This window comes from Micromonospora sp. NPDC048907 (assembly GCF_055586885.1).
The window spans coordinates 369,144-395,849 of record NZ_JBVJHI010000002.1; the positions used below are offsets into that span (position 1 = coordinate 369,144).

Below are 26,706 nucleotides of genomic sequence, written 5' to 3' on the forward strand. Positions count from 1 at the left end.
TGTTTCCCCGTCCAGACGGTGACACGACGAAGCCGGACCCCCGCGGGTCCGGCCAGCGCACAAGTCTGGCCGCGGTCAAACCTCCCGACGACAGTTGGTGAGCGGGTTCACCACCGGGGTCGGGCGGTCGGGGCACCCCGGGCACGAACCGGACCCGGACGCCACGACACCCCGGTCCGGGCGGGACCGGGGTGCCGGTGACGCGGCGGGTCAGCGGGCGGCGAGCGGCTGCCGGGCCGGGTCGACCAACGCGGGCAGCGTCCCGGCCCCGCCCAGGTAGGCGTGGATGGCCGCGGCGGCGGCCCGACCCTCGGCGATGGCCCAGACGATCAGCGAGGCGCCCCGGTGCATGTCCCCGGCGACGAACACGCCGTCGGCGCCGGTCTGCCAGTCGGGGCGGGCGTCGACCGCGCCCCGGCCGTTGCGGGTCACCCCGAGCTGGCCCAGCAGCGGCTGCTCCTCGGTGCCCTCGAACCCGATGGCGAGCAGCACCAGGTCGGCCGGGATCTCCCGCTCCGACCCGGGCAGCGCCGTGACGATCCGCCGGCCGTCCACCTTCTCGACGGTCACCTCGGCGATCCGGACCGCCCGGACCTGGCCGGTGCCGTCGTCGACGAACTCCTGCACCGCCACGGCGAAGACCCGCTCGCCGCCCTCCTCGTGCGCCGGGTAGCTGCGCAGCACCCACGGCCAGGTGGGCCACGGGTCGCGGGCGGCGTCCCGGTCGGCCGGGGGCTCCGGGTAGAGGTCGAGCTGGTGCACGCCGGCCGCGCCCTGCCGGTGGGCCACGCCCAGGCAGTCGGCGGCGGTGTCGCCACCACCGATGATCACCACATGCTTGCCGGCGGCGTCGATCGGCGTGCCGTCCGGGAGCGTGGCCGGGGCCGGCCCGCCCTCGCCCGCCGCCGCGACGACGCGGTTCGCCGCCACCAGGTGCGACATGGCCTGGTGTACGCCCCGCAGCGCCCGCCCCGGCGTCTGTGGGGTGTCCCGGCCCTGCAGCGCGCCGCAGGCGAGCAGCACGGCGTCGTGCTCGGCGCGCAACTGCCCGGCGGTGACGTCGACGCCGACGTTCACCCCGGTGCGGAAGCGCACCCCCTCGGCGGCGAGCTGGGCCAGCCGCCGGTCGATGTGCCGCTTCTCCAGCTTGAAGTCGGGGATGCCGTAGCGGAGCAGGCCGCCGAGCGCGTCGTCCCGCTCGTACACGGTGACGGCGTGGCCGGCGCGGGCGAGCTGCTGCGCGGCGGCGAGCCCGGCGGGGCCGGAGCCGACCACGGCGACGGACCTCCCGGTCGGGGCCGGCACCGGCTGCGGGCGCAGACCACCCCGCGCCACCGCGGCGTCGGCGATCTCCACCTCGACCTGCTTGATGGTGACCGGCTGCTGGCCGCCCAGGCCGAGCACGCAGGCCGCCTCGCAGGGCGCCGGGCAGAGCCGGCCGGTGAACTCGGGGAAGTTGTTGGTGGCGTGCAGCGACTCCACCGCGGCGTCCCAGTTGCCGGTGCGGACCAGGTCGTTCCAGTCCGGGATCCGGTTGCCGAGCGGGCAGCCGTCGTGGCAGAACGGGATGCCGCAGTCCATGCAGCGGGTGGCCTGCTCGCGGATCAGCTCCTCGCCGGCCGGCGGGTAGACCTCCCGCCAGTCCATGATCCGCACCGGGACCGGGCGGCGGGCGGGCAGCCGCCGGTCGTAGCGCAGGAAACCGTTCGGGTCAGGCACGAGCCACCTCCTGGGCGACCGTCCGCGGGGCGGGCGGCATGGACGCGGCGGAGGCCGCCGGCGGAGCCGCGGCGGCGGCTGTCGCCGCCAGAGCGCTCATCACCGCGTCGTCGACGTCGCGGCCGGCGGCTTCGGCGGCCCGCATGATCTCCAGCACCCGGCGGTAGTCCCGGGGCACCACGGCGGTGAACTCCTCCACCGCCTCCGGCCAGCGCTTGAGCAGCTCCTCGGCGACCGCCGAGTCGGTCTCGGCGAAGTGCCGCTGGACCAGCTCGTGCAGCCGCTCCCGCTCCTCGACGCCCAGCGGCGACAGGTCGACCAGCTCGGCGTTGACCAGGCGCCGGTCCAGCCGGTGCACGAAGGCCGTGCCGCCGGACATGCCGGCGGCGAAGTTGCGCCCGGTCGGCCCGAGCACCACCACCGTGCCGCCGGTCATGTACTCGCAGCCGTGGTCACCGACGCCCTCGACGACGGCCACCGCGCCGGAGTTGCGCACCGCGAACCGCTCGCCCACCCGGCCGCGCAGGAAGACCTCGCCGCCGGTGGCGCCGTACAGGATGGTGTTGCCGGCGATGATCTGGTCCTCGGCGCGCGCGCCGGGGTCGGCCTCCGCACCGGCGAACGGCGCGGCGGCGTCCGGGCGGACGACGAGCCGCCCGCCGGAGAGGCCCTTGCCGACGTAGTCGTTGGCGTCGCCGTGCAGCCGCAGGGTGACCCCGCGCGGCAGGAACGCGCCGAACGACTGGCCGGCGGTGCCGCGCAGCAGGAACTCGACGGTGTCGTCGGGCAGCCCGGCGCCGCCGAAGCGGCGGGTCACCTCGCCGCCGAGCATGGCGCCCACGCTGCGGTGCTCGTTGCGCACGGCCACCTCGACCCGGACCGGGGTGCCGTCGCGCAGCGCCGGCTCGGCCAGGGCGATGAGCTGGTTGTCCAGCGCCAGCTCCAGGCCGTGGTCCTGGGCCCGGATGCCGCGCCGCGCCACGCCCTCGGGAAGCTCGGGCAGGTGCAGCACCCGGCTCAGGTCGAGCCCGTGACCCTTCCAGTGGTCGATCGCGCCGACCACGTCGAGCAGCTCGGTGTGCCCGATCGCCTCGGCGATGCTGCGGAAGCCCAGCTCGGCCAGGTAGCCACGGACCTCCTCGGCGAGGAACAGGAAGAAGTTCTCGACGAACTCCGGCCGGCCGGTGAAGCGCTCGCGCAGCACCGGGTTCTGGGTGGCGATGCCGACCGGGCAGGTGTCGAGGTGGCAGACCCGCATCATCACGCAGCCCTCGACGATCAGCGGGGCGGTGGCGAAGCCGAACTCCTCGGCGCCCAGCAGCGCCGCGACCAGCACGTCCCGGCCGGTCTTGAGCTGGCCGTCGACCTGCACGGTGACCCGGTCGCGCAGCTTGTTGAGCAGCAGCGTCTGCTGCGCCTCGGCCAGGCCCAGCTCCCAGGGGGTGCCGGCGTGCTTGAGCGAGTTGAGTGGGGAGGCGCCGGTGCCGCCGTCGTGCCCGGAGATCAGGATGACGTCGGCCTTGAGCTTCGCCACACCGGCCGCCACGGTGCCCACCCCGACCTCGCTGACCAGCTTCACGTGCACCCGGGCGGCCGGGTTGACGCACTTCAGGTCGTGGACGAGCTGGGCCAGGTCCTCGATGGAGTAGATGTCGTGGTGCGGCGGCGGGGAGATCAGGCCGACGCCCGGGGTGGCGTGCCGGGTACGCGCGATCCACGGCCAGACCTTGTTGCCGGGCAGCTGGCCACCCTCGCCGGGCTTCGCGCCCTGGGCCATCTTGATCTGGAGGTCGTCGGCGTTGACCAGGTATTCGCTCGTGACGCCGAACCGGCCGCTGGCGATCTGCTTGACGGCCGAGCGGCGCCGCGGGTCGTGCAGCCGCTCGACGTCCTCGCCGCCCTCGCCCGTGTTCGACTTGCCGCCGAGGCGGTTCATGGCGACGGCCAGAGTCTCGTGCGCCTCCGCGGAGATCGACCCGTACGACATGGCGCCGGTGGCGAACCGCTTGACGATCTCGCTCGCCGGCTCGACCTCGTCGAGCGGCACGGGCGGGCGCACCCCGGTGCGCAGCGTGAACAGCCCGCGCAGCGAGCCCGCCCGGGCGGCCAGCTCGTCGACCTTGGCGGTGTACTGCCGGAACACGTCGTACTGGCGGCTGCGGGTGGCGTGCTGCAGCAGGAAGACCGTCTCCGGGTTGAACAGGTGCAGCTCACCCTCGCGGCGCCACTGGTACTCGCCGCCGACGTCCAGCCGGTCGCTGGTCTGGGCGCCCGCGGGCGGCCAGGCCAGCGCGTGCCGGGCGGCCACCTCGGCGTGGATCTCGGCGAGCCCGATGCCGCTGATCGTGCTCGGGGTGCCCCGGAAGTAGCGCTGCACGAGCCGGGTGTCCAGGCCGACCGCCTCGAAGACCTGCGCGCCGCAGTACGACGAGACCGTCGAGATGCCCATCTTCGACATGATCTTCAGGACGCCCTTGCCGAGCGCCTTGACGTAGTTGCGGATCGCCGTGGCCGGCTCCATGCCGACCAGCGCGCCCGTGGCGATCATGTCCTCGACCGACTCGAAGGCCAGGTACGGGTTGACCGCCGCCGCGCCGTAGCCGATCAGCACGGCCGCGTGGTGCACCTCGCGACAGTCGCCCGACTCGACGATCAGCGCCACCTGGGTGCGGGTCTGCTCCCGCACGAGGTGCTGGTGCACCGCCGCGGTGAGCAGCAGCGACGGGATCGGGGCCAGGTCGGCGTTGGAGTCCCGGTCGGAGAGCACCAGGATGCGTACCCCGTCCTCGATGGCCTCGGAGACGTGCCGGCAGATCTCGGTGAGCCGGGCCTTGATGCCGGCGCCGCCGTCGCGGACCCGGTAGAGCCCGGAGACCCGGACCGCCTTGAAGCCGGGCAGGTCGCCGTCCTCGTCGATGGAGAGGATCTTGGCCAGCTCGTCGTTGTCGATCACCGGGTACGGCAGCACGATCTGCCGGCAGCTCGCCGGGCCCGGGTCGAGCAGGTTGCCCTCCGGGCCGATGGTGGACGCCAGGCTGGTCACCAGCTCCTCCCGGATGGCGTCCAGCGGCGGGTTGGTGACCTGGGCGAAGAGCTGGTGGAAGTAGTCGTAGAGCAGCCGCGGCCGGGTGGACAGCGGGGAGATCGGGGTGTCCGTGCCCATCGAGCCGAGCGGCTCCGCGCCGTTGCGGGCCATCGGGCCGAGCAGGATCTTCAGCTCCTCCTCGGTGTAGCCGAAGGTCTGCTGCCGGCGGCGTACCGAGTCGTGGGTGTAGACGATGTGCTCGCGCGGGGGCAGGTCGTCCAGCTCGATGATGCCGGCGTGCAGCCACTCCCCGTACGGTCGGGCGGCGGCCAGCTCGGTCTTGATCTCGTCGTCCTGCACGATCCGGCCGTTGACCGTGTCGACCAGGAACATCCGGCCGGGCTGGAGCCGGCCCTTGGCGACCACGGTGGCCGGGTCGAGGTCGAGCACGCCCGCCTCGCTGCCCAGCACCACGAGGCCGTCGGCGGTCCGCCACCAGCGGCCCGGGCGCAGCCCGTTGCGGTCCAGGACCGCGCCGACGATCTCGCCGTCGGTGAACGCGACCGAGGCGGGGCCGTCCCACGGCTCCATGAGGCTGGCGTGGAACCGGTAGAAGGCGCGCTTGTCGGCGCGCATGTCGGGGTCGTTCTCCCAGGCCTCCGGGATCATCATGAGCACCGCGTGCGGCAGGCTCCGCCCGGCCAGGTGCAGAAGTTCGAGCACCTCGTCGAAGTTGGCCGAGTCGGAGGCCCCCGGGGTGCAGACCGGGAAGACCCGGCGGATGTTGCCGGGCAGGTGCGGGCTGCGCAGCAGCGCCTCCCGGGCCTGCATCCAGTTCCGGTTGCCGCGGATCGTGTTGATCTCGCCGTTGTGCGCGATGAACCGGTACGGGTGGGCCAGCGGCCAGGACGGGAACGTGTTGGTGGAGAACCGCGAGTGCACCAGCGCGATGGCGCTGACCACCCGCTCGTCGGTCAGCTCCGGGTAGAACGCCGGGAGCTGGTCCGGGGTCAGCATCCCCTTCCACACCATGGTCCGCCCGGACAGCGACGGGAAGTACGCCGGCACGCCCCGCTCGGCGGTCTCCCGCTCGACCTGCTTGCGCAGGCAGAACGCCACCCGGTCCAGGTCGAGCCCGCCCAGCGGGGAGCCGGCCGGGCCGGCGGGCCCGTCGGTGAGCCGGTGCGCGGCCAGGAAGAGCTGCCGGACCCGGGGCATCGCCGCCAGGGCGGTCTCGCCGAGGCCGGACGGGTCGGTCGGCACGTCCCGCCAGCCGAGGATGTCGGCGCCCTCGACCAGCGCGTACTTCTCCACCACCTGGCGGGCGCGCGCCTCGGCCGCGTCGTCGTCGGGCAGGAAGACCAGGCCGGTGGCGTACTCGCCGGCGGGCGGCAGCGGGAACTCGACGACCGCGCGCAGGAACGCGTCCGGCACCTGGATCATGATGCCCGCGCCGTCACCGGTGTTGTGCTCCGCGCCCCGGGCGCCCCGGTGGTCCAGCCGGCAGAGTGCCCCGAGACCGTTCGCGACGACCTCGTGCGAGCGCCGCCCGTGCAGGTCGGCCACGAAGGCCACACCGCAGGCGTCGTGCTCGTGCGCGGGGTCGTAGAGCCCCATGCTCGGCCGGGCCGGCTGGGGGCGGAGAGGGTACGGAAAGGCCACCGGGCCTCCTGTCGTCACTCAGGTTCAAACACGGTGGGGACGACGTCGGCCCTCGGGGGTTTTATTGAGTCTACGTTAGGGCGTCCGGCACAAGGCCAGTTCAGATTGATCACACTTCCAGCATCTGGGACATGTAGTCTCGCGCGGTGGATGTCGTACGCACTGACGTGCTCGACCGGTTGGAGCGTTTCTACGACGCGGTGCCCCGCGACGGGGCCCGGACGGAGGAACACGGCGGACTCGTGCTGTTCGTCCGCGACGGCGCCGGTTGGCCGTTCTACGCCCGCCCCCGGCTGGACGCCACCGAGCCGCCCGCGCTCGCCGACGTGACCGCCGTCCGGGCCCGGCAGCGCGAACTGGGCCTGCCGGAGGCGTTCGAGTGGGTGCACGAGGTCACCCCGGACCTGCTGGCGGTGGCCCGCTCGGCGGGGCTCAGCGTGCTCGAGGCGCCGCTCATGGTGCTGGAGCCCGACCGCCTGCCCGACCCGGCGACGTTCAGCGACGTACCGGTGCGGGTGCTCGACCCCCGCGACCCCGGCTTCGCGGCGGACGTGGCGCTGCGCCGGGCCGTCGCCGCGGTCGGCTTCTCGCACGGCGGCACCGCCCGGGGCGAGGCCGGCCCGGCCGAGCGGGACGCCGCGGTCTCCCGGCTGGACGTGGCCGCGCTGGACGAGGAGGCGGTCCGCATCGTCGACGGCCGGCGCATCTCGGTGCTCGCCGGCACGCCGGACGAAGGGGCGCTGGCCAGCGGGATGGCCATGCGGGTCGGCGACGTGGCGGAGATCGCCGGGGTGGCCACCCTGCCGGCGGCCCGCCGGCGCGGCCTGGGCGCGGCGGTGACCGCCACCCTGGCCCACCGGCTGCGCGCCGCCGGCACCGACCTGGTCTTCCTCTCCGCCGGCAGCGAGGAGATCGCCCGGGTCTACCTGCGGGTCGGCTTCCGCCGCGTCGGCACCGCCTGCATCGCCGAGCCGACCGCCGTGGTCGGCTGACGGCCGCTCCACGCGGACCGTTCCGGGCAGGCCCGTGCCGCACCCCGGGGCGTGGCGCGGTCAGGCCGGCGGGTGCCAGGAGGCGGCGGCGGTGGCGGCCGTGTTGCGCAGCCGCGGACTGATCGTGCCCAGCGCGGCGTCGCGGGCGCGCAGCGCCAGCCGGCCCCGGGTCTGGAGCACCGCCGACATGCGCCGGGTCTGCCGCACCATGGTGGCCGCGCGGGGCCGGCGCAGGCGGTCGTAGCCGGCCACCGCGTCGGGGAGCCGGGACTCCCGCAGCAGCGCCGACAGGGTGGCCGCGTCCTCGAAGGCGAGGCAGGCGCCCTGCCCCAGGTGCGGCGGCATGGCGTGCGCCGCGTCGCCGAGCAGCACCACACCGCCCGGCCCGGCCGGGAACCCGTACGCCCGGGGCAGCGGGCGCAGCTCCCGGATCTCCTGCTGCACCAGGTCGGCCGGGTCGGTGGCGTCGAGCAGGGTGGCGATCGGCGCGGGCCAGCCCGCGTACCAGCGCTTGAGCAGGGCGAGCTGCGTCTCCGGCGGCTCGGGGCGGGGCGCACCGGCGGCGGTGGCCACCCAGTAGATGCCGCCGCGGCGGGAGGCGCCCGCGGTGCCCCGGTCGCCGAGCGAGGCGGCCACGAAGCGGTAGCCCGCACCCAGCGTCTCGCCGTGCACCGGCTGGTCGGCGGGGAGCTGCGGAGCCCGGTACCAGGGGATGACGGCCCGCCACGCGGCGCAGCCGGAGCTGACCACGGCCGTCTCCGGGGCGAGCTGCCGGCGGATCTCGCTGTCGGTGCCGTCGGCCGCGACCACCAGGTCCGCCTCGACGGTGTGCCGGCCGTCGCCGACCGCGGGGCGCTCGCCGGGTGCCGCCCGCACCGTCCGCACGTGGACTCCGGTGCGCAGCTCCACCTGGTCGCCCAGGCCGGCGATGAGCGCGTCGTGCAGGTCCTCCCGGTGCACCACCACCGGCATCCGCTCCGCCGGTGTGGGGCGGGGCTGCACCAGCCAGTGCCCGTCGGGGCGGCGCACGCCGCCGTCGGGCAGCGGGGTGGCGATCGCGTCCAGCCCGGCGCCGAGGCCCAGGGCGCGCAGCGCGCGTACCCCGTTGGGCCAGAGCACCACGGCGGTCGTCTCCGGACGGACCCGGTCGGCCCGTTCGAGGAGGGTGACCCGCCAACCGGAGCGGGCCAGCGCACCGGCCGTCGCCAGCCCGCCGAGGCCGGCGCCGACCACCACCGCGCTCCGCATGGCTCCCCCGCTCAGCTGTCCCGCTCGGCGGGGCGGGAGCCGCCGGCGCCGGCCCGGTCCTCGTCGGCCCGGTCCTCGCCGGTCCGGTCCTCGCCGGTCCGGTCCTCGTCGGCCCCGTCCTCGTCGGTCCCGTCCTCGTCGGCCCGCTCGCGCTGCGCGCGCTCCGCGGTGGTGGCGGTCCCGTCGGCCTCGTCCCGGTCGGGCTCGTCCGTCGCCGCCGGCTCCTCGGCGGGGACCGCTCCGGTCTCCCGGTACGCGCGGAACTGCTCCTCGGTCACCACCCGGTAGCCCTCCGGCGCGACCGGCTGCGCCCCGGCCTCCCGCGCGGAGAGGTCGACCTGGGACACGTCGCCGCCCGCGGGCGGGACCGGGGTGGCCGGCGCGCCGACCGGGATCAGGTACTGGCGCGGCCCGCGCACCCGCAGGAAGTACACCAGCGCGCCGAGGAAGACCAGCGCCGCGGTCCACACGTTGAGCCGCACGCCGAGGATGTGGTTGGCCTCGTCGGTGCGCATCAGCTCGATCCAGAACCGGCCCGCCGTGTAGCCCATCACGTAGAGCGCGAAGGCCCGGCCACGGCCCAGCCGCAGCTTGCGGTCGAGGACCACGACCAGCGCGGCGACGCCGATGTTCCAGAGCGCCTCGTAGAGGAAGGCCGGGTGGTAGAGCCCCGGCTGGAGGACCGGGTTGCCGGCGTCGTCGCGCAGCGCGTGCCCCGGGTTGTCCGGGTCCATGACGTGGACCTCCAGACCCCAGGGCAGGCTCGTGCGCCCGCCGTAGAGCTCGTTGTTGAACCAGTTGCCGAACCGGCCGACGGCCTGGGCCAGCGGCATCCCCGGCGCCAGCGCGTCGGCCACCACGGCGAACGGGATGCCCAGCTGCCGGGCCGCGAACCAGGCGCCGACCGCGCCACCGGCCACCGCGCCCCAGATGCCGAGGCCGCCCTCCCAGATGGCGAACGCCTTGAGCGGCTGGCCGTCGGCGCCGAAGTATTTCTCCGGCGAGGTGATCACGTGGTAGATCCGGGCGCCGATGATGCCCGCGGGCACCGCCCAGACGGCGATGTCGAGCACGGCGCCCGGGGCGACGCCGCGGCGGCGCAGCCGGTACTCGGTGACCACGCAGGCCACCACGATGCCGACGATGATGCAGAGCGCGTACGCCCGGATCGGAACCGGACCGAGCTGCCAGACGGCGGTGCTGGGGCTGGGCAGGGCCGCCAGTGGGGTCATCGGGGCGAGGGTCACGGGTGCACACGGTACCGGTGCGGACCGTGCTCGCGGCACCCCGGTGGCCCGGGTTCGCGGGTCGGATGACTTCTGGTTTGCGCGGCCGTAGGCTCTTTGTCCATGAGCGCGCTCACCTGGGCGGTCGCCGCGGTCGTCACCGACCCCTCCGGCCGGGTGCTGCTCTGCCGGCAGTCCGGCGGCGGCCGGCGCTGGGCGCTGCCCGGCGGGCGGCTGCGCCGCGACGAGAGCCCGCCCGCCGCCGCGCGACGCGAGATCCGCGCCGAGACCGGCTGGGAGGTCGAGCTGGTCGACCTGGTCGGCCTCTACCGGCTCGGCGACCCCGCCGCTCCCCCGCCCGCCGCCGGCCACTGCGGCGCCCTGCCCGACGTGCTGGTGCACGTGTTCCGGGCCCGGACGCTCGCGGCGACGCCCGCCGGCGCCCCGGCGGGCGGCTGCCACCTCGACTGGCACCCGCCGGACGCGCTGCCCGAGGCGCTCACCCCGACCACCCGCGCCGCCGTCGCCGACGCCCTGGCCGGCCGCTCCGGCGTCCTCCGCGACGCGGTGCCCGGCCAGGCCGGTCCGGCGGGTGAGTCGGCGGCCCCGCCCGAACAGCGGTCCGGGGGCGAGCTGGGCACCACCCGGCGCGGACCGGGCCCGGGGTGACGGATCGACAGGCCAGGCGGGCCGGCCGTCAGCGGGCCGGGTTGCGGACGCCCTCGGCGAGTTCGGCGCTCAGGGCGCGCAGGGCGGTCAGGCCGGCCGCCTGGTCGGGGGCGTCGAGCACGCAGCGGACCAGGGCGCTGCCCACGATCACCGCGTCGGCGTACCCGGCGACGGTGGCGGCCTGGGCGCCGGTGCCCACGCCCAGCCCGACGCCGACCGGCAGGTCGGTGACCTCGCGCAGCCGGGAGACCAGGACCGGGGCCGCCTCGGACGTCTGCGACCGGGCACCTGTCACGCCCATGATGGCGGTGGCGTAGACGAAGCCGCGGCAGTGGCCGACGGTCATCTTCAGCCGGGCGTCGGTGGAGGACGGGGAGACCAGGAACGTCCGGTCCAGGCCGTGCGCCTCGGAGGCGGCCAGCCACTCGCCGGCCTCCTCGGGGATCAGGTCCGGCGTGATCAGGCCGGTGCCCCCGGCGGCGGCCAGGTCCCGGGCGAACGCGTCGACGCCGTACTGCTCGATCGGGTTCCAGTAGGTCATCGTGACCACCGGCGCGCCGGTCGCGGCCACCGCGTCGATGATGCGCAGCGCGTCGGCGGTGCGCACGCCGCCGGCCAGGGCGATGTCGCTGGCCTTCTGGATGACCGGGCCGTCCATCACCGGGTCGGAGTAGGGGATCTCCACCTCGATGACGTCGACGCCGGCCTCGACCATGGCGGTCATCGCGGCGATGCTGCCCTCGACGGTGGGGAAGCCGGCCGGCATGCAGCCGACCAGCACGGCCCGCCCGTCGGCCCGGGCCTTGTCGAAGGCGACCCCGATCCGGCTCACGCTCTCACTCCTTGTCGAGGATGCCGAAGTATGCGCCGGCGGTGTGCACGTCCTTGTCGCCCCGGCCGGAGAGGTTGACCACGATGACCGGCTCCCGGCCCAGCTCGGCGGCGAGCTGCGGGGCGATCTTCCGGGCGCCGGCGAGCGCGTGCGAGCTCTCGATCGCCGGGATGATGCCCTCGGTGCGGCAGAGCAGCTCGAAGGCGGCCATGGCCTCGTCGTCGTCGACGGGCAGGTAGGTGGCCCGGCCGCTGTCGTGCAGCCAGGCGTGCTCCGGCCCGACGCCCGGGTAGTCCAGGCCGGCCGAGATCGAGTGCGACTCGATCGTCTGGCCGTCGGCGTTCTGCAGGACGTAGGTCCGGGTGCCGTGCAGCACGCCGGCCGAGCCGCCGGTGATGCTGGCGGCGTGCCGGCCGGTCGCCACACCCTCGCCGCCGGCCTCGAAGCCGTAGAGGCGTACGCCGGTGTCGGGCACGAAGGCGTGGAAGATGCCGAGCGCGTTGGAGCCGCCGCCCACGCAGGCCGCGACGGCGTCCGGCAGCGCACCGGTGAGGTCGAGGCACTGCTGGCGGGCCTCGACGCCGATGCCGCGGACGAAGTCCCGGACCATCTCGGGGAACGGGTGCGGGCCCGCGGCGGTGCCGATCAGGTAGTGGGTGCTGTCGACGTTGGCGACCCAGTCCCGCATCGCCTCGTTCATCGCGTCCTTGAGCGTGCGCGAGCCGGTGGTGACCGGGACGACGGTCGCGCCGAGCATCCGCATCCGGGCCACGTTGAGCGCCTGCCGCTCGGTGTCCACCTCGCCCATGTAGACCACGCAGTCGAGGTCGAACAGGGCGGCGGCGGTGGCGGTGGCCACGCCGTGCTGGCCGGCGCCGGTCTCCGCGATCACCCGCCGCTTGCCCATCCGCTTCGTGAGCAGCGCCTGGCCGAGCACGTTGCGGACCTTGTGCGCGCCGGTGTGGTTGAGGTCCTCTCGCTTGAGCAGCACCCGGGCGCCGATCTCGGCGGAGAGCCGCCGGGCCTCGTAGAGCAGCGACGGGGTGCCGGCGTAGTCGCGCAGCAGGGCGTCGAACTCGGCGAGGAAGCTCTCGTCGGTCATCGCCTTCCGGTACGCCGCGTCCAGCTCGTCGAGCGCGGCGACCAGGGCCTCCGGGACGAATCGGCCACCGAACCGGCCGAAGTGACCGGCGGAGTCGGGAAGCTGGCCGGCCGGGGCCGCGGCGTCAGTGCTCATCGCGGGAGTCCTCTCGCTGCGTCTTCGGGCCCGGCGCGGGGGTCAGCGCACCGGGCGGGGCGTGGCCGGGTGGTTGCCGGCGTTGACCAGCTCGGCGACCGCCTCGCGGGGGCTCTTCTGGGTGACCAGGCCCTCGCCGACCAGGACCGCGTCGGCGCCGGCCGAGGCGTACCGGATGAGGTCGTGCGGGCCGCGCACGCCGGACTCGGCGATCTTGACGACCCTGCTCGGCAGGCCGGGCGCGATCCGCTCGAACACCGAGCGGTCGACCTCCAGGGTACGCAGGTCACGGGCGTTGACGCCGATCACCTGCGCGCCGGCCTCCATGGCGCGGTCGGCCTCCTCCTCGTTGTGCACCTCGACGAGCGCGCACATGCCCAGCGACTCGATCCGCTCCAGCAGCCCGACCAGGACGTTCTGCTCCAGCGCGGCGACGATCAGCAGCACCAGGTCGGCGCCGTGCGCGCGGGCCTCGTGCACCTGGTAGCTGGAGACCACGAAGTCCTTGCGCAGCACCGGCACGTTCACCGCGGCACGGACCGCGGCCAGGTCGTCCAGCGACCCGCCGAACCAGCGGCCCTCGGTGAGCACGCTGATCGCCCGGGCGCCACCGGCGGCGTAGTCGCCGGCCAGGTCGGCCGGGTCGGCGATCTCGGCCAGCCGCCCCTTGGACGGCGACGAGCGCTTCACCTCGGCGATCACGGCCACGCCCGGCCGGCGCAGCGCCGCGTACGCGTCCAGCGGTGGCGGCGCGGCGGCGGCCAGCTCGCGGATCCGCTCCAGCGGAACCTGTTCCTGCCGCCGGGCCACGTCCTCGCGCACGCCGGCCAGGATCTCGTCGAGCACGCTTACGGACGCCGCCGGACCGGCCTCGTCCCCCTCCGCGTGCGCATGCTCAGCAGTCACCAACGGACTCCCCTCTCCGGGTGTCATGGGCCGATGCTAGGGGGCGCCACCGGGAAGCAAGTGCCCGGGGGTATGGCGCTCCTCACGAAACGGGCTGTGGCATGATGACCGACTTCGGGTGAACGGGGTGTCACGCAGCGCCACCGGCCCATCGACCGGCGCCACCCGGGCGCGTCCCGCGCCCCGGCCGCCACATCGACCGTCGCCCATGACCCATCTCACCATGGCGGCCCGCGACGTGCAGGGCGGTGACGACCGTCGATGTTGTGAGCAAGCTCAAGGCCGAACGGCCCTGCCCAGGTCGGGCCGGTTGCCGCAGTGTTGACAGGCGTTTCACGGGGCCGAAACGTGAGCCCGGCAGCATCTTCCTCGGGCAGACTCGACGAGGCGGCTGCCGACCGTCGCCAACGATCTCGTGCGGGGTGACCATGAGCGCCAACGGGCCGAGCCAGAGCCTCGGATTCACGACCATCTCCCGGAACGTCGCGGCGCTCGCCGTCGGCGTGGTGCACACGCTCGAAGCCATGGCCGGCGACGGCCGGACGCGCACCGCCCGGGGCAACGCCTGGGAGGCGGTCTGCGCCGACCGGGCCCGGGCCGCGCAGCGCCGGGAACTGGAGCGCCTGGTGGCCGAGCTGGCCGCCGCCCGCGCCGCGGCCCGCGAGCGCCGGGACGCGCGCGACGCCCAGCCGGTGAGCTGACCGCGCGGGCGCCGGGCGGTCAGCGGACCGTCGGGTCCTCGCCCCGGTCCAGCGCGTCCCAGGCGTCCCGGGTGCCCCGCTCGACCGCCGGCCGGTCCTCGCCGGCGGGCTCCGCCGGCCGCGCGGCCCGCCGCTCGTAGCGGGCGCCCATCGCCGGCCAGCCGCCGCCGCGCAGCACCGTGAGCAGACCGCCGGCCACCAGGACCAGCCCGCCCGCCAGCACCAGGGCCGGCCACTGCCGGCTCACCCCGGACCCGGTCAGCCCGTAGCCGCCCCCGGCCGCCACGCCCAGCCCGAGCAGGGCCAGCAGGCCGCCCAGCAGCCGCCGGACCGGCCCCCGGGTGGCCAGCACCGCGCCGCCGCCGGCCAGCCCCACCAGGGCCAGCGCCGACACCCAGGGCAGCAGCTCCGCGCCGGTGCGGGTGTGCCGGGCGGGCGGCAGCGAGCCGCGCGCGGTCAGCTCGACCGACCACGTCCGGGTCACCGCCCAGAACGCCAGGCCCGCGCCGGCCAGGCAGAGCAGCACGGCGTACGTCAGCTCGCGCCGGCCCCGGGCGGCGGGCGCGCCGGTCGACGCGCTCATCGTGCGGCCCGCAGGGTCTCGGCGGCGGCGATCGCGGCGAGCACGGCCGCGGCCTTGTTGCGGGTCTCCTGGTCCTCGGCGGCCGGATCGGAATCGGCCACCACGCCCGCCCCGGCCTGCACGTAGGCCCGGCCCTCGCGGATCAGCGCGGTGCGGATGGCGATGGCCATGTCCAGGTCGCCGCCGAAGCCGAAGTAGCCGACCGTGCCGCCGTACAGGCCGCGCCGGGCCGGCTCCAACTCCTCGATGATCTCCATGGCCCGGACCTTGGGCGCGCCGGACAGGGTGCCGGCGGGGAAGCTCGCGGCGAGCGCGTCGAACGCCGTGCGGTCCTCACGCAGCTCGCCGACGACCGTGGAGACGATGTGCATGACGTGGCTGTACCGCTCGATGGTGGCGAACTCCGGCACCTCGACCGTGCCCGGCCGGCAGACCCGGCCCAGGTCGTTGCGGCCCAGGTCGACCAGCATGACGTGCTCGGCGCGCTCCTTCGGGTCGGCGAGCAGCTCGGCGGCGAGCCGGGCGTCCGCCTCGGGTGAGCCGCCGCGCGGCCGGGTGCCGGCGATCGGGTGCAGCAGCGCCCGGCGCCGCCCGTCCGCGCCGGTGCTCACCTTGAGGTGCGCCTCCGGCGAGGAGCCGACGATGTCGAAGCCGTCGAAGCGCAGCAGGTACATGTACGGGCTCGGGTTGGTGGTGCGCAGCACCCGGTAGACGTCCAGCGGATCGGCGTGGGTGGGCCGCTCGAAGCGCTGGCTCAGCACGATCTGGAAGCACTCGCCGGCCCGGATCGCCTCCTTGGCCGCCTCCACCGCCTTCGGGTAGCCGCCCTCCGGCGTGCGGCTGACCACCTCGCCGACGCCGGGCCGGGCGACCGTCGAGATCATGGGCGGGATCGGTCGGGACAGCGCGGTGGTCATGGCGTCCAGCCGGCCCACCGCGTGGTGGTACGCGGCCGCCACCAGTGACTCGCGGTCGGGCACGCCGAGCGGGGGCAGCACCGCGTTGGCGACCAGGATCGCCGAGCCGTCGTAGTGGTCGAGCACCACGAGGTCGGTGGCCAGCATCATGCCCAGCTCGGGCACGTCGAGTTCGTCCTCGGTCAGCTCGGGCAGCCGCTCGAAGCGGCGGACCAGGTCGTACCCGAGGTAGCCGACCATGCCGCCGGTGAGCGGCGGCATGCCGCTGGACGGATCCCAGGCCGGCCCGGCCAGCGCGGCGACGGTCTCCCGGAGGGCGGCCACCGGGTCGCCGCCGGCCGGCACCCCGGCGGGCGGCTCGCCGGCCCAGACCGCCGCGCCGCCCCGCTCGGTCAGCGTGGCGCTGCTGCGCACGCCGATGAAGGAGTAGCGCGACCAGGCCATCCCGGCCGAGCCGACGCCCTGCTCGGCGGATTCCAGCAGGAACGTGCCGGGGCCACCGGCCAGCTTGCGGTAGACGCCGACCGGGGTCTCCGCGTCGGCGAGCAGCCGCCGGGTGACCGGCACGACCCGCCAGCGGGCCGCCAGCTCGGCGAAGGCGGCCTGGTCCGGGCTGACCGTGCCGTCGGTCATGACGTCGCCTCCGGCGCGCTCACCGGCAGCTCGGTGAAGAAGCAGGTGCGGTGCCCGGTGTGGCAGGCCGCGCCGACCTGCTCGACGCTGACCAGCAGCGCGTCGCCGTCGCAGTCCACGGCGACCGAGCGGACGTACTGGTGGTGGCCGGAGGTGGCGCCCTTGACCCAGTACTCCTGGCGGCTGCGCGACCAGTAGGTGGCGCGGCCGGTGGTCAGGGTGCGGTGCAGCGCCTCGTCGTCCATCCAGGCGACCATCAGCACCTCACCCGAGTCGTGCGCGCGGACCACCGCGGCCACCAGGCCGTCGGGGGTGCGGCGCAGCCGGGCCGCGATGGCCGGGTCGAGCCGGGAGGGCCGGGCCGGGCCGGGGGCCGGGCCGGCACCGGAGCTGGCGGGGGCGCCGGTCACGGGCGCGTCAGAGGCGGGCACGGTTGACCATTCTCCCGCACGGGGCGCCGGCACCGCCGACGTGTCCCGTCGGGCGGTCGCGGGGCGGTCCAGCGCCCGGGTGAGCTGGCCGAGGTAGCGGTCCAGCCGGCCGTCGACCAGGGCCGCGGCCAGGTCCGCGCCGCCGACCGCGGCGATCTCCCCCGCGTACGGGCGGACCAGCGGGACGGTCCCGGTGACCAGCCGGCCGGCGGCGGCGGCCACCTCGGCGGTGCCGCCGGGGCGCAGCCCGAGGCAGAGCAGCATGTCGTCGCGGTAGCCGGCCGGCGCGACCGGCAGGTCCAGCGCGGCGGCCAGGGCGGCCCGGCGGGACACCACCCGGATCGACGGGTTGGCCAGGCGCAGCACCGACGGGCAGAGCCGGGCCAGGTCGGCGGCGGCGAGCCGGACGCCCACCCCGTCGTCGGCCCAGCGGGCGCCGGCCACCTTGCCCAGGGTGGCGATCAGCTCTTCGAGGCGGGGCTCGTCGGCGGGCTGGCAGAGCACCGGCAGGTCGATCCGGCGCCGCCACTCCGGCGCCGCCCAGAGCAACCGGGCCGGCGCGGCGACCGGCAGCCCGAACGCCCAGTCGGCGGGCTGGCCCAGCCGGTCCACCCAGGAGCGGACGTCCCGGGCGGCCACGGAGACGTGCACGAGCCGGCCGTCGAACTCGGCGAGGTACGCCCGGCGGGCCGCGTACGGGGTGGCGTTGAAGGCCGGCCCCGCCGCCACCGTTTCCGCGCCGCCGGCGCCGGGGCGGGCCGGACCCGCCGCCCCGGTCTCCGGGCCGGCGGGTCCCGACCGCTCGTCGTCGGCGGCGACCAGCACGTCGAGGTCGACGTCGCTGTGCTCGGTGGCGGCCCGCCGGGCGTGGCTGCCACGCAGCATGATCCCGACGACGGGACGGTCGGCGGCCTGCCGGAGGCGGGCGGCCCAGTCGTCGAGGAATTCCGGCAACCCCGGCTCGGCGCGTCGGGCGCCGCGCCGCGGCCTGGAGCCGCCACCGGTCACGGGCAACGGAGCGGGACCCACGGCGTCATGGTGCCGGACGCCCGATCTTGGCGCAATGACCGATGGCGGACCCGGTGTCCGCTGCGGGGGGCTAGTGCCCGACGGTTCGCATTCCTGCCGGCGTGTACCTTTCCCCGGCCACGGCGCCGACCGGCACCGCCCCGCCCAGCCGGTCCCGCTGCTCCGGGGTGAGCCGCACGTCGGCCGCGGCCGCGTTCTCCTCCAGGTAGCGGACCCGCTTGGTGCCCGGGATCGGGAGGACGTCCTCTCCCTGGGCGAGCAGCCAGGCCAGCGCCGCCTGGGCGGGTGTGCAGCCCAGCTCGGCGGCCACCGCGCGGACCGCCTCGGCCAGCTTCAGGTTGGCGTCGAGGTTCCCGTCGGCGAACCGGGGCACGGTGCGCCGCCAGTCGTCCTCGGCGAGCTGCTCGCGGCTCGTGATGGCCCCGGTGAGCAGGCCCCGCCCGACCGGCGAGTACGCGACCAGGGACACGCCCAGCTCCCGGCAGGTGGCGAGCATCTCGCCCTCGACGTCCCGGGTGAACAGCGAGTACTCCATCTGGACGGCCGAGATCGGGTGCACGGCGTGCGCCGCCCGCAGGGTGGCCGGGCTGACCTCGGAGAGGCCGATGAGCCGCACCTTGCCCGCCTGGACGAGCTCGGCCAGCGCCCCGACGGTCTCCTCGATCGGGGTGTCCGGGTTGCGCCGGTGCAGGTAGTAGAGGTCGATGGTGTCGATGCCGAGCCGGGCCAGCGACGCGTCGCACGCCTGCTTCGCCCAGGCGGCGCTGCTGTCCACGTAGGCGCCCGGGCTGCCGGTGCCGCCGAAGGTGTCGCCGCTGGTGCGGTTGCCGAACTTGGTGGCCAGGAAGACCTCGTCCCGCCGCGCCCGGACCACCGGGCCGAGCAGCCGCTCGTTCGCCCCGAAGCCGTACATGTCGGCGGTGTCGAGATGGTTGACCCCGAGGTCGAGGGCCCGGTGCAGGGTCCGCGTGGACTCGGCGTCGTCGGCGCCGCCGTAGGCGAAGCTCATGCCCATGCAGCCCAGCCCGATGGCCGAGACCTCGGGGCCGGTGGCGCCCACCCGTCGCTTGATCATGCCAGTTCCTCCTCCGCCCGGCGGTACGCGTCGATCTTGTAGTCGAGGACCTTGAGGTCCTCCTCCAGCTCGGCCATCCGGGCCAGCACCCGGCTCCGGTGCGCCTCGAACAGGGCCCGCCGGGCGCCGAGCGTGCGGTCGCCCTGCCGGGCCAGTTCGGCGTAGCGCCGCATGTCCCGCACCGGCATGCCGGTGCGCCGAAGCCGGGTGAGCAGGAACAGCCAGTTGACGTCGGACTCGGTGTAGCGCCGACGGCCGGCGGAGTCCCGGCCGACCGGGGCGACCAGGCCCTCCTGCTCGTACCAGCGCAGCGTGTAGGTGGTCAGGCCGACCCGTTCCGCCGCCTCACCGACGGTGAGGCTCATCTCCCGCGTGCTGATGTCCACGCACCCAGGCTTCCAGTTCGAGGGCACTCGAAGTCAACCTTGCGCCCGGGTGGATAACTCATCTAGCGTTGAGTTCAACGGTTGATGAGTTTTGGAGGCGGGCATGGACGACGCGGTGTCGGTCCGTGACCTGGTGGTCGAGCGGGGCCGGCGGCGGGTGCTCCAGGGCATCTCCTGCGCGGTGCCCCGGGGCACGGTCACCGGGCTGCTCGGGCCGAGCGGCAGTGGCAAGACCACCCTGATGCGCGCGGTCGTCGGGGTGCAGACGGTCGGCTCGGGCACGGTCACCGTGCTGGGCCGGCCCGCCGGGTCGGCCGAGCTGCGCCGCCGGGTCGGCTACCTGACCCAGGCGCCCAGTGTCTACGCCGACCTGACCGTCCGGGAGAACGCGCGCTACTTCGCCGCGCTCCAGGGGCGGGACCACGCGCACGCCGACCAGACGGTCGCCGACGTCGGGCTGGCCGGTGCGGCCACCCAACTGGTCGGCAACCTCTCCGGCGGCCAGCGCAGCCGCGCCTCGCTGGCCTGCGCCCTGGTCGGCGACCCCGAGCTGGTCATCCTCGACGAGCCCACCGTGGGTCAGGACCCGGTCCTCCGGGCCGACCTGTGGGCCCGGTTCCACGCCATGGCGGCCGCCGGCACCACGCTGCTGGTGTCCAGCCACGTCATGGACGAGGCCGGCCGGTGCGACCGGCTGCTGCTCATCCGGGACGGCCGGCTGGTCGCCGACGACACCCCGGACGCGGTCCGCGCCGCCACCGGGGTGGACGACCTGGAGGAGGCGTTCCTCCGGTTGATCAGGGCGAGCGAGCAGGAGGCCGACTCATGAACCCGCACATCCTGGCCGCCACCACCGGGCGGATCCTGCGCCAGCTCCGGCACGACCGGCGGACCGTGGCGCTGCTCGTCGTGGTCCCCACCGTGCTGCTCGCGCTTGTCTACTTCATGTACGTCGACCAGCCCACCCCGCCGGGGCAGCCCACGGTCTTCGACCGGGTGGCGCTGATCATGCTGGGCTTCTTCCCGTTCATCATCATGTTCCTGGTGACCAGCATCGCGATGCTGCGGGAGCGCACCACCGGCACCCTGGAGCGGCTGCTCACCACCCCGCTGGCCAAGCTCGACCTGCTCTTCGGCTACGGCATCGCGTTCGGCCTGGCCGGCGTGGTCCAGGCCACCGTCGCCTCGGCCGTGGCGTACTGGGTGTTCGACCTGACCACCGCCGGCAGCATCGGGATCGTGATCATGATCGCGGCGATCAACGCCGTGCTCGCGGTCGCGCTCGGCCTGTTCTGCAGCGCCTTCGCCCGCACGGAGTTCCAGGCCGTGCAGTTCATGCCGGTGGTGGTGGCCCCCCAGCTGCTGCTCTGCGGGCTGTTCGTGCCGCGCGGCGAGATGGCCGGCTGGCTCCAGGCGATCAGCGACGTGCTGCCCCTGTCGTACGCCGTCGAGGCGCTCCAGGAGGTCGGCGCGCACGCCGACCCGACCGGGACGATGTGGCGGGACGTGGCGATCGTGGCCGGCGCGGCCGTGGCGGCGCTCGTGCTGGCCGCCGCGACGCTGCGGCGGCGCAGCGGGTGATGGCCCGGCGCACCGGCCGGCGGCCCGGCAACCCGGACACCCGGGAGGCCATCCTCGCGGCGGCCCGGGCGGCGTTCGCCGAGCGCGGCTTCGACGCCGCCTCCATCCGGTCGATCGCCGCCGCCGCGGGGGTCGACCCGGCGCTGGTGCACCACTACTTCGGCACCAAGGAGGAGCTGTTCCGGGCCACCGTGGCGATCCCGGTCGACCCGGCGCAGCTGGTCCCGGCCGTGCTGGCCGGTGACCCGGATCGGGTGGGCGAGCGGCTGGTCCGCACGTTCCTGACCGTCTGGGACTCGCCCGTCGGCGGGGCGGCCGTGGCCCTGCTCCGCTCGGCGGTCAGCAGCGAGTGGACGGCCCGTCTGCTGCGCGAGTTCCTGGCCACCCAGGTGCTGCGGCGTGTCCTCGACCAGCTCGACGTCGACCCGGCGCAGCTGCCGCTGCGGGGCGCGCTGGTGGCGACGCAGGTCGCCGGCCTGGCCATGATGCGGTACGTGATCCGCCTCGAACCGGTCGCGTCCGCCGACCCGGAGACCCTGGTCGCCACGATCGGCCCGACCGTCCAGCGCTACCTCACGGGCGACCTGACCTGACTCAGGCCCGCTCGGCGGCCCGCGGGCAGAGCATCGGGTGCAGCAGCCGGGCCAGCTCGGCCGGGTCGGCGACCGGCCGGGCGAAGGCGAGCCGGGTACGGCGGCGGGCGCCGGGCCGGCCGTGGGAGACCAGCAGCCCGTACCTGTCGATGCGGACCACCCGGGGCGGGCCGCCGGCCTCCGGTCCGGTCAGGCCGAGCCGCCGCCGCAGGTAGGCGCCCACCTGGTCGCCGTGGTGGTCGGCGAGGTCGGCCAGCAGTTCCGCCTCGACCGGGTGCAGCGGGTCGGGCTCGGCCTCGGCGAAGGCGTCGGGGTCGATCCGGCGGGTGGCGCCGGCGCGTTCCCAGCGGGCCTCGACCACCTCGAAGCGGTGCAGGTGGAAGCGGGAGCCCACGTCGAGCAGGTCGCCGGTCGGCTGGACGGTGGCGAAGTCCACGGCGGCACGGCGCGCCTCGTCGCCGTCGAGCCGGGCCGCCCATCCGGAGACCCAGGCCCGGCCGAGCGAGGGCGCTCCGGCGGCCGGCGGGAGATCGAGCACGTCCAGCACGGTGGCCACCTCGGTGTCGCCGTCCGGCGGGACGAGCGCCGCGGCCAGGTCGCTGACCACGGGCACCAGCAGCAGGACCCGCCCGTCCGGGTCGGTGACGTGCCGGACCTGGTGCGGGCCCGGGCGCCGGGCCAGGTGGACGAGCGCGGGCAGCCGGCCCGCGACCAGGGTACGCACGATCTCCGCCGGGCTGGGCCGCATGATCCCGACCTCCGTTTCATAGGTTAGGCTTACCTAAGTAGCAGGCTAGACCATCCGAACGGAGACGTCGACGTGAACCACCCCCGGCCCAAGGCCCGGCTCTCCCGCTCCCTCGGCATCCCGCTGACCCGCAAGTGCGTGCGGTACTTCGAGCGGCGCCCCTACCCGCCGGGCGTGCACGGCCGATCGCGGCGCAGCACCTCCGACTACCAGGTGCGGCTGCTGGAGAAGCAGCGGCTGCGCCACCAGTACAACGTCAGCGAGGGCCAACTCCGCCGGGCGTTCGACGAGGCGGCCCGGGGCGCCGGGAAGACCGGCGACACCCTGGTCGCGCTCCTGGAGCGGCGGCTCGACGCGGTCGTGCTCCGGTCCGGGCTGGCCCGCAGCATCTACCAGGCCCGCCAGCTCGTCGCCCACGGCCACTTCACCGTCGACGGCCGCAAGGTGGACCGGCCCTCCTACCGGCTCCGCCCCGGCCAGGTGGTCGAGGTCCGCGAGCGCAGCCGCACGCTGCCGCCGTTCCAGCTCGCCGCCGCCGGCGCGCACGCCGACGAGAGCCCCCGGCCGTACCTGTCCGTGGAGCTGACCGGGCTGCGCGCCACCCTGCTGCGCGAGCCGGCCCGGCGCGAGGTCCCGGTGATCTGCGACGAGCAGCTCGTGGTCGAGTTCTACTCCCGCTGACCCGGCCGGCTCAGCGGGTCTGCTCCAGCCCCGGTGGACCCGCAGGATCAGCGGGTCTGCTCCAGCCCAGCCGGACCCGCGGGATCAGCGGGTCTGCTCCAGCCAGGAGGCGTAGAGCAGGGCGTAGACCGACTCCGGGTCCCGTACCAGCTCGTCGTGCGGGCCGCGCTGCACGATCCGGCCCCGGTCCACCACGATCACCTCGTCGGCGGCCTGGGCGGTGGACAGCCGGTGGGCGATGGCAAGCGTCGTCCGGCCCCGAGTGACCGCGTCCAGGGTGCGCTGGAGGCGTACCTCGGTGGCCGGGTCGACGGCGCTCGTCGCCTCGTCCAGCACGAGCAGGTCGGGGTCGGCCACGTACGCCCGGGCCAGCGCGACGAGCTGCCGCTCCCCGACGCTCAGCGCCTCGCCGCGCTCGCCCACCGGGGTGTCCAGGCCGGCCGGCAGCCCGTCCAGCCAGTCGGCCAGGCCCAGCTCGGAGAAGGCGGCGGTGAGCTGCCCGTCGGTCAGCTCCGGGCGGGCGAAGCGCACGTTCTCCCCGACGGTGGCGTCGAAGAGGAAGCCGTCCTGCGGCACCATCACCACCCGGGAACGCAGCGACTCGAAGCGCACCTCGCGCAGCGAGACGCCGGAGAGCAGCACGTCACCCTCGGTGGGGTCCATGAGCCGGGTGAGCAGCTTCGCGAAGGTCGTCTTGCCGCTGCCGGTCTCGCCGACCACGGCCACCCGGCTCTTCGCCGGGATCTCCAGCGCCACGTCGTGCAGCACGGGCGGCCCGCCCGGGTAGGCGAAGGTCACCCCGGCGAAGCGGATGTCCAGCGGGCCGTCCGGCAGCTCGCGGCCCTGCGCCCCCGGGTCGGCCACGTCCGGCGCGACGTCCAGCACGTCGAGCACCCGGCGCCAGCCCGCGATCGCGTTCTGCGCCTCGTTGAGCACCTCGGTGGCGATCTGCACCGGCTGGATGAAGAGCGTCACCAGGAACAGGAACGCGGTGAGCTGGCCGACGGACAGGGTGCGGTCGACACCGAGGTTGACACCGACCACCACCACGCCCGCGAGGGCCAGGCCGGCGGCCAGCTCACCGACCGAGCTGCCCACGATGCTGATCCGGATGGCCCGCTGCTGGGCCTGGCGCTGCCCCTCGATGGCCGCGTCCAGCCGCCGGGCGGTGCGCCCGGAGATCCCGTACGCCCGGATCACCGGGGCGCCCACCACGCTCTCGCCGATGGTGCCGAGCAGGGCGCCCATCCGCTGGCGGACCAGCCCGTAGGCGCCCGCGAGCCGGCGCTGGAGCAGCCGGATCACCAGCACGGCCGGCGCGAACGCGAGGAGCACCACCAGGGTCAGCTGCCAGGAGTAGGCCAGCATGACGGCCGTGGTCACCACGAGCTGGCCCAGGTTGACGATCAGGATCACGCCGCCCCACTGGAGGAACTGGGTGATCTGGTCGACGTCGCTGGTGACCCGGGAGACCAGCGAGCCGCGCCGCTCGGACTGCTGGTGCAGCATCGACAGGTCGTGCACGTGCCGGAACGCCCGGGTGCGCACCCCGGCCAGCGCGGTCTCGCTGACCGTGAACAGCCGGCGCATCATCAGGTAGCCGCAGGTGGTGGTGACCACCAGCACGGCCGCGGTGATCACCACGGTCACCGTGACCACGTCCAGGTCGAGGCCGCCGACGATGCCGTGGTCGATGCCGCGCTGCACGGCCACGGGCACGGCGACCCGGCCGACCATGTAGATCAGGGCCAGCGCCACGGTGCCGGCCAGCCCGGTCTTCAGCTCCGGCGAGAGCGCCAACCCGCGCCGCAGCGTCCGCCAGGTCGACTCGGTCCGCTGTTCGGCAGCCACACTGGTCACCGGTCAACCTCGACTTCCAGGCCGGAGGTCAGCGGGGTGACCTCGTCGTACGTGCGGGTCTGCTCGCGTTCGTGCTCGGCCTGTTCGTAGGCCGTGACCAGGTCGGCGTAGCCCGGGACGGTGGCGAGCAGCTCGGTGTGCGTGCCCCGGGCCACCACCCGGCCGTGCTCGACGTAGATCACCTCGTCGGCGAGCGCGATGGTGGCCCGCCGGTAGGCGACCACCAGGATCGAGGCGGGCGCGCCGCCCTCGGCCGGGGCGCGCAGCCCGGCCAGGATGGCGGCCTCCACCCGCGGGTCGACGGCGCTCGTGGCGTCGTCGAGCACCAGCAGGCGGGGCCGACCGGCGATCGCCCGGGCCAGCGTGAGCCGCTGCCGCTGCCCGCCGGAGAGCGAGGTGCCCCGCTCGCCGACCATGGTGTCCAGCCCGTCCGGCAGCGCGGCCACGAAGCCGTCCGCCTCGGCCAGCCGCAGCGCCGCCCAGACCTCGTCGTCCCCGATGCCGGCGCGGTCCAGGGTGATGTTGGCGCGCACGGTGTCGTCGAAGACGAACGGCACCTGGGCGACCAGGGCCACCGTCGAGGCCAGCGAGGCGGCGGTCAGATCCCGCACGTCGACGCCGTCCAGGGTGACCCTGCCTTCGCGCGGGTCGACCAGCCGCACGGCCAGCGAGGTGATGGTGGACTTGCCGGCGCCGGTCGGCCCGACCAGGGCCACCGTCTTCCCGGCCGGCACGGTGAAGGTGACCTCGCCGAGCACCTCGGTGCCGGGCAGGTGGGCCTCGGCCGGCTCGTACCCGAAGTGCACGTCGTGGAAGGCGAGGGTGGCCGGCGCCGGCGTGGCCGGGTCGAGCGTCACGTCGCCGTACGGCATCTCGCCGGTGGCGTCGAGGACCCGGCTGACCCGGTCCCAGCCGGCGACGCTGCGCGGCAGCTCGGCCAGCACCCAGCCGATGGCCCGGACCGGGAAGGCCAGCACCGTGAAGAGGAAGGCCACGCTGACCAGCTCGGTGACGGTGATCCCGCCCTGGCGGAGCCGGACCGCTCCGACCACCAGCACGGCGAGCGTGCCCAGGCTGGGCAGCGTCTCCAGCATCGGGTCGAAGACACCGCGCAGCTTGCCGACGGAGATCAGCGCGTCCCGCAGCTCCCCGGCCCGGGCGGCGAACCGGGCGGTCTCCTGGGCCTCCCGGCCCATCGTCTTGACCACCAGGGCGCCGTCGAAGCTCTCGTGCGCGATGCCGCTGACCTCCGCGCGCAGCCGCTGCGCGCGGGCCTGGCGGGGCGCCATCCGGCGGGAGTAGACCACGTTGAGCGCGAACAGGGCCGGGAAGACGGCGAGGCCGACCAGCGCGAGGGCCCAGTCGGTGAGGAAGAGCGAGACCACCGCGCCGACCAGCATCACCAGGGTGCCGACGGCGAAGGGCAGCGGCGCGATCGGGTACCAGGCGGCCTCGACGTCGGAGTTGGCGTTGGACAGCAGGGTGCCGGTGGCGTTGCGGTGGTGCCAGGCCAGCGGCAGGTCGAGGTAGCGGCGGGTGACCCGGCGACGGTAGGCGGCCTGGAGCCGGTACTGCATGTAGCCGGCGCCGAGCCGGCGGCCGAAGATGCCGACCACCCGCAGCACGCTGATCCCGAACAGCGCGGCGGCGGCGAGCGCCAGGGCGCCGCCGGTGACCGAGCCGCGGGCGACCGCCGGGACCACCACCTTGCCGACCACCGCGCCGACCACGTACGCGCTGGCGATCACCATGAGGCCGAAGAGCACGCTGCCGGCCACCGCGACCGCGAAGATGCGCGGCTGCTCCCGGATGGCCCGGCCGAGTACCCGTAGCCCTCTGCCGAGGACGTCCCGACTTGTCGCGCTCGCCACGCTCTCCCCCGCCGTAAGCCGCAGTTTTCTCCCTCATCCTTACCGGTCGGGGCCCACTCCGCCGACCCGGCCCCGATATGTCGGCCGTCACTCGGTCCCGC

22 protein-coding genes and 1 pseudogene are annotated in these 26,706 nt (G+C 75.2%); 7 read left to right on the forward strand and 16 right to left on the reverse strand.

What is annotated here, in order from left to right; translation table 11 throughout:
* Nucleotides 1-210 precede the first annotated feature (210 nt).
* Entirely contained in the window at nt 211-1,719 is a 1,509-nt protein-coding gene (locus ACZ6PY_RS06825) for a glutamate synthase subunit beta (RefSeq protein ID WP_466069944.1), read from the reverse strand.
* Nucleotides 1,712-6,406: a glutamate synthase large subunit gene (gene gltB / locus ACZ6PY_RS06830; RefSeq protein WP_466069946.1), complete on the reverse strand. Its 4,695-nt coding sequence runs from the start codon at nt 6,404-6,406 to the stop codon at nt 1,712-1,714. Before gltB ends, ACZ6PY_RS06825 begins: the two co-directional genes overlap by 8 nt.
* Nucleotides 6,407-6,552: 146 nt before the next feature.
* Between gltB and ACZ6PY_RS06835 the strand changes: the two genes are divergently transcribed.
* Nucleotides 6,553-7,398, forward strand: coding sequence for a GNAT family N-acetyltransferase (locus tag ACZ6PY_RS06835; RefSeq protein WP_466069948.1), 846 nt, complete (start codon nt 6,553-6,555; stop codon nt 7,396-7,398).
* Nucleotides 7,399-7,458: 60 nt separating this feature from the next.
* Here the strand turns inward: ACZ6PY_RS06835 and ACZ6PY_RS06840 are convergent, their stop codons facing one another.
* Both ACZ6PY_RS06840 and lgt read right to left on the reverse strand, forming a co-directional pair.
* Nucleotides 7,459-8,646, reverse strand: a complete 1,188-nt coding sequence (locus ACZ6PY_RS06840) for an FAD-dependent oxidoreductase (RefSeq protein WP_466069950.1) — start codon at nt 8,644-8,646, stop codon at nt 7,459-7,461.
* Nucleotides 8,647-8,657: 11 nt separating this feature from the next.
* Nucleotides 8,658-9,893 carry a prolipoprotein diacylglyceryl transferase gene (gene lgt, locus ACZ6PY_RS06845; protein ID WP_466069951.1) on the reverse strand — a complete coding sequence of 412 codons (1,236 nt, stop codon included), beginning with the start codon at nt 9,891-9,893 and terminating at the stop codon, nt 8,658-8,660.
* Between the two features lie 102 nt (nt 9,894-9,995).
* Here lgt and ACZ6PY_RS06850 point away from each other — a divergent pair, with 102 nt between their 5' ends.
* Nucleotides 9,996-10,541: an NUDIX hydrolase gene (locus ACZ6PY_RS06850; RefSeq protein ID WP_466069953.1), complete on the forward strand. Its 546-nt coding sequence runs from the start codon at nt 9,996-9,998 to the stop codon at nt 10,539-10,541.
* A 28-nt stretch (nt 10,542-10,569) separates the two neighbouring features.
* Here the strand turns inward: ACZ6PY_RS06850 and trpA are convergent, their stop codons facing one another.
* The 3 genes from trpA to trpC are packed head-to-tail and all read right to left on the reverse strand — an operon-like array spanning nt 10,570 to nt 13,456.
* Nucleotides 10,570-11,373, reverse strand: a complete 804-nt coding sequence (trpA, locus tag ACZ6PY_RS06855) for a tryptophan synthase subunit alpha (protein WP_262282493.1) — start codon at nt 11,371-11,373, stop codon at nt 10,570-10,572.
* Nucleotides 11,374-11,377: 4 nt separating this feature from the next.
* Nucleotides 11,378-12,610 (reverse strand): tryptophan synthase subunit beta, encoded by a 1,233-nt coding sequence (gene trpB, locus ACZ6PY_RS06860; RefSeq protein WP_466069955.1) that lies wholly within the window; start codon nt 12,608-12,610, stop codon nt 11,378-11,380.
* A 42-nt stretch (nt 12,611-12,652) separates the two neighbouring features.
* Nucleotides 12,653-13,456: an indole-3-glycerol phosphate synthase TrpC gene (gene trpC, locus ACZ6PY_RS06865; RefSeq protein WP_466070766.1), complete on the reverse strand. Its 804-nt coding sequence runs from the start codon at nt 13,454-13,456 to the stop codon at nt 12,653-12,655.
* Nucleotides 13,457-13,944: 488 nt separating this feature from the next.
* Here trpC and ACZ6PY_RS06870 point away from each other — a divergent pair, with 488 nt between their 5' ends.
* Nucleotides 13,945-14,217, forward strand: a complete 273-nt coding sequence (locus ACZ6PY_RS06870) for a hypothetical protein (RefSeq protein WP_466069957.1) — start codon at nt 13,945-13,947, stop codon at nt 14,215-14,217.
* A gap of 19 nt (nt 14,218-14,236) precedes the next feature.
* On the opposite strand, the gene ACZ6PY_RS06875 is transcribed toward ACZ6PY_RS06870, so the two are convergent.
* From ACZ6PY_RS06875 to ACZ6PY_RS06900, 6 genes and pseudogenes are all read right to left on the reverse strand, one after another.
* Nucleotides 14,237-14,800: a Trp biosynthesis-associated membrane protein gene (locus ACZ6PY_RS06875; protein WP_466069958.1), complete on the reverse strand. Its 564-nt coding sequence runs from the start codon at nt 14,798-14,800 to the stop codon at nt 14,237-14,239.
* Nucleotides 14,797-16,350: an anthranilate synthase component I gene (locus ACZ6PY_RS06880; protein ID WP_466069959.1), complete on the reverse strand. Its 1,554-nt coding sequence runs from the start codon at nt 16,348-16,350 to the stop codon at nt 14,797-14,799. The genes ACZ6PY_RS06875 and ACZ6PY_RS06880 overlap by 4 nt, the downstream gene beginning before the upstream one ends.
* A complete protein-coding gene (hisI, locus tag ACZ6PY_RS06885; protein WP_466070768.1) occupies nt 16,347-16,781 on the reverse strand; it encodes a phosphoribosyl-AMP cyclohydrolase in 435 nt (144 codons plus the stop codon). The genes ACZ6PY_RS06880 and hisI overlap by 4 nt, the downstream gene beginning before the upstream one ends.
* 186 nt (nt 16,782-16,967) lie before the next feature.
* Nucleotides 16,968-17,666: pseudogene (locus ACZ6PY_RS06890) on the reverse strand (phosphoribosyl-AMP cyclohydrolase); the annotation flags it as partial.
* A 214-nt stretch (nt 17,667-17,880) separates the two neighbouring features.
* Nucleotides 17,881-18,885, reverse strand: a complete 1,005-nt coding sequence (locus ACZ6PY_RS06895) for an aldo/keto reductase (protein WP_466069961.1) — start codon at nt 18,883-18,885, stop codon at nt 17,881-17,883.
* Entirely contained in the window at nt 18,882-19,271 is a 390-nt protein-coding gene (locus tag ACZ6PY_RS06900) for a MerR family transcriptional regulator (protein ID WP_262282487.1), read from the reverse strand. The genes ACZ6PY_RS06895 and ACZ6PY_RS06900 overlap by 4 nt, the downstream gene beginning before the upstream one ends.
* 103 nt (nt 19,272-19,374) lie before the next feature.
* Here ACZ6PY_RS06900 and ACZ6PY_RS06905 point away from each other — a divergent pair, with 103 nt between their 5' ends.
* Genes ACZ6PY_RS06905 through ACZ6PY_RS06915 form a run of 3 tightly spaced genes read left to right on the forward strand, consistent with a single transcriptional unit; the run spans nt 19,375 to nt 21,445 of the window.
* Nucleotides 19,375-20,100, forward strand: coding sequence for an ABC transporter ATP-binding protein (locus tag ACZ6PY_RS06905; RefSeq protein ID WP_466069963.1), 726 nt, complete (start codon nt 19,375-19,377; stop codon nt 20,098-20,100).
* Nucleotides 20,097-20,852, forward strand: coding sequence for an ABC transporter permease (locus ACZ6PY_RS06910; protein ID WP_466069964.1), 756 nt, complete (start codon nt 20,097-20,099; stop codon nt 20,850-20,852). The genes ACZ6PY_RS06905 and ACZ6PY_RS06910 overlap by 4 nt, the downstream gene beginning before the upstream one ends.
* Nucleotides 20,852-21,445 carry a TetR/AcrR family transcriptional regulator gene (locus ACZ6PY_RS06915; RefSeq protein ID WP_313719246.1) on the forward strand — a complete coding sequence of 198 codons (594 nt, stop codon included), beginning with the start codon at nt 20,852-20,854 and terminating at the stop codon, nt 21,443-21,445. The genes ACZ6PY_RS06910 and ACZ6PY_RS06915 overlap by 1 nt, the downstream gene beginning before the upstream one ends.
* A 1-nt stretch (nt 21,446) precedes the next feature.
* Here ACZ6PY_RS06915 and ACZ6PY_RS06920 read toward each other — a convergent pair whose 3' ends face one another.
* The gene (locus tag ACZ6PY_RS06920) at nt 21,447-22,193 is read right to left on the reverse strand and encodes a DUF2470 domain-containing protein (RefSeq protein WP_466069967.1); all 747 of its coding nucleotides are present in this window, start codon (nt 22,191-22,193) and stop codon (nt 21,447-21,449) included.
* A 72-nt stretch (nt 22,194-22,265) separates the two neighbouring features.
* Between ACZ6PY_RS06920 and rpsD the strand changes: the two genes are divergently transcribed.
* The gene (gene rpsD / locus ACZ6PY_RS06925) at nt 22,266-22,874 is read left to right on the forward strand and encodes a 30S ribosomal protein S4 (protein ID WP_466069969.1); all 609 of its coding nucleotides are present in this window, start codon (nt 22,266-22,268) and stop codon (nt 22,872-22,874) included.
* 84 nt (nt 22,875-22,958) lie between these two features.
* Here the strand turns inward: rpsD and ACZ6PY_RS06930 are convergent, their stop codons facing one another.
* Nucleotides 22,959-24,734: an ABC transporter ATP-binding protein gene (locus ACZ6PY_RS06930; protein ID WP_466069971.1), complete on the reverse strand. Its 1,776-nt coding sequence runs from the start codon at nt 24,732-24,734 to the stop codon at nt 22,959-22,961.
* Entirely contained in the window at nt 24,731-26,605 is a 1,875-nt protein-coding gene (locus ACZ6PY_RS06935) for an ABC transporter ATP-binding protein (protein ID WP_466069973.1), read from the reverse strand. The genes ACZ6PY_RS06930 and ACZ6PY_RS06935 overlap by 4 nt, the downstream gene beginning before the upstream one ends.
* Between the last annotated feature and the right edge of the window lie 101 nt (nt 26,606-26,706).

What these genes read in the sequence shown, in the direction of transcription:
- ACZ6PY_RS06905 (WP_466069963.1), top strand. Translation starts at nt 19,375, where the DNA reads ATGGACGACGCGGTGTCGGTCCGTGACCTGGTGGTCGAGCGGGGCCGG.
- ACZ6PY_RS06840 (WP_466069950.1), bottom strand. Translation starts at nt 8,646, where the DNA reads ATGCGGAGCGCGGTGGTGGTCGGCGCCGGCCTCGGCGGGCTGGCGACG.
- trpB (WP_466069955.1), bottom strand. Translation starts at nt 12,610, where the DNA reads ATGAGCACTGACGCCGCGGCCCCGGCCGGCCAGCTTCCCGACTCCGCC.
- ACZ6PY_RS06915 (WP_313719246.1), top strand. Translation starts at nt 20,852, where the DNA reads ATGGCCCGGCGCACCGGCCGGCGGCCCGGCAACCCGGACACCCGGGAG.
- ACZ6PY_RS06920 (WP_466069967.1), bottom strand. Translation starts at nt 22,193, where the DNA reads ATGCGGCCCAGCCCGGCGGAGATCGTGCGTACCCTGGTCGCGGGCCGG.
- ACZ6PY_RS06875 (WP_466069958.1), bottom strand. Translation starts at nt 14,800, where the DNA reads ATGAGCGCGTCGACCGGCGCGCCCGCCGCCCGGGGCCGGCGCGAGCTG.
- ACZ6PY_RS06850 (WP_466069953.1), top strand. Translation starts at nt 9,996, where the DNA reads ATGAGCGCGCTCACCTGGGCGGTCGCCGCGGTCGTCACCGACCCCTCC.
- ACZ6PY_RS06870 (WP_466069957.1), top strand. Translation starts at nt 13,945, where the DNA reads ATGAGCGCCAACGGGCCGAGCCAGAGCCTCGGATTCACGACCATCTCC.
- ACZ6PY_RS06895 (WP_466069961.1), bottom strand. Translation starts at nt 18,885, where the DNA reads ATGATCAAGCGACGGGTGGGCGCCACCGGCCCCGAGGTCTCGGCCATC.
- ACZ6PY_RS06910 (WP_466069964.1), top strand. Translation starts at nt 20,097, where the DNA reads ATGAACCCGCACATCCTGGCCGCCACCACCGGGCGGATCCTGCGCCAG.
- ACZ6PY_RS06880 (WP_466069959.1), bottom strand. Translation starts at nt 16,350, where the DNA reads ATGACCGACGGCACGGTCAGCCCGGACCAGGCCGCCTTCGCCGAGCTG.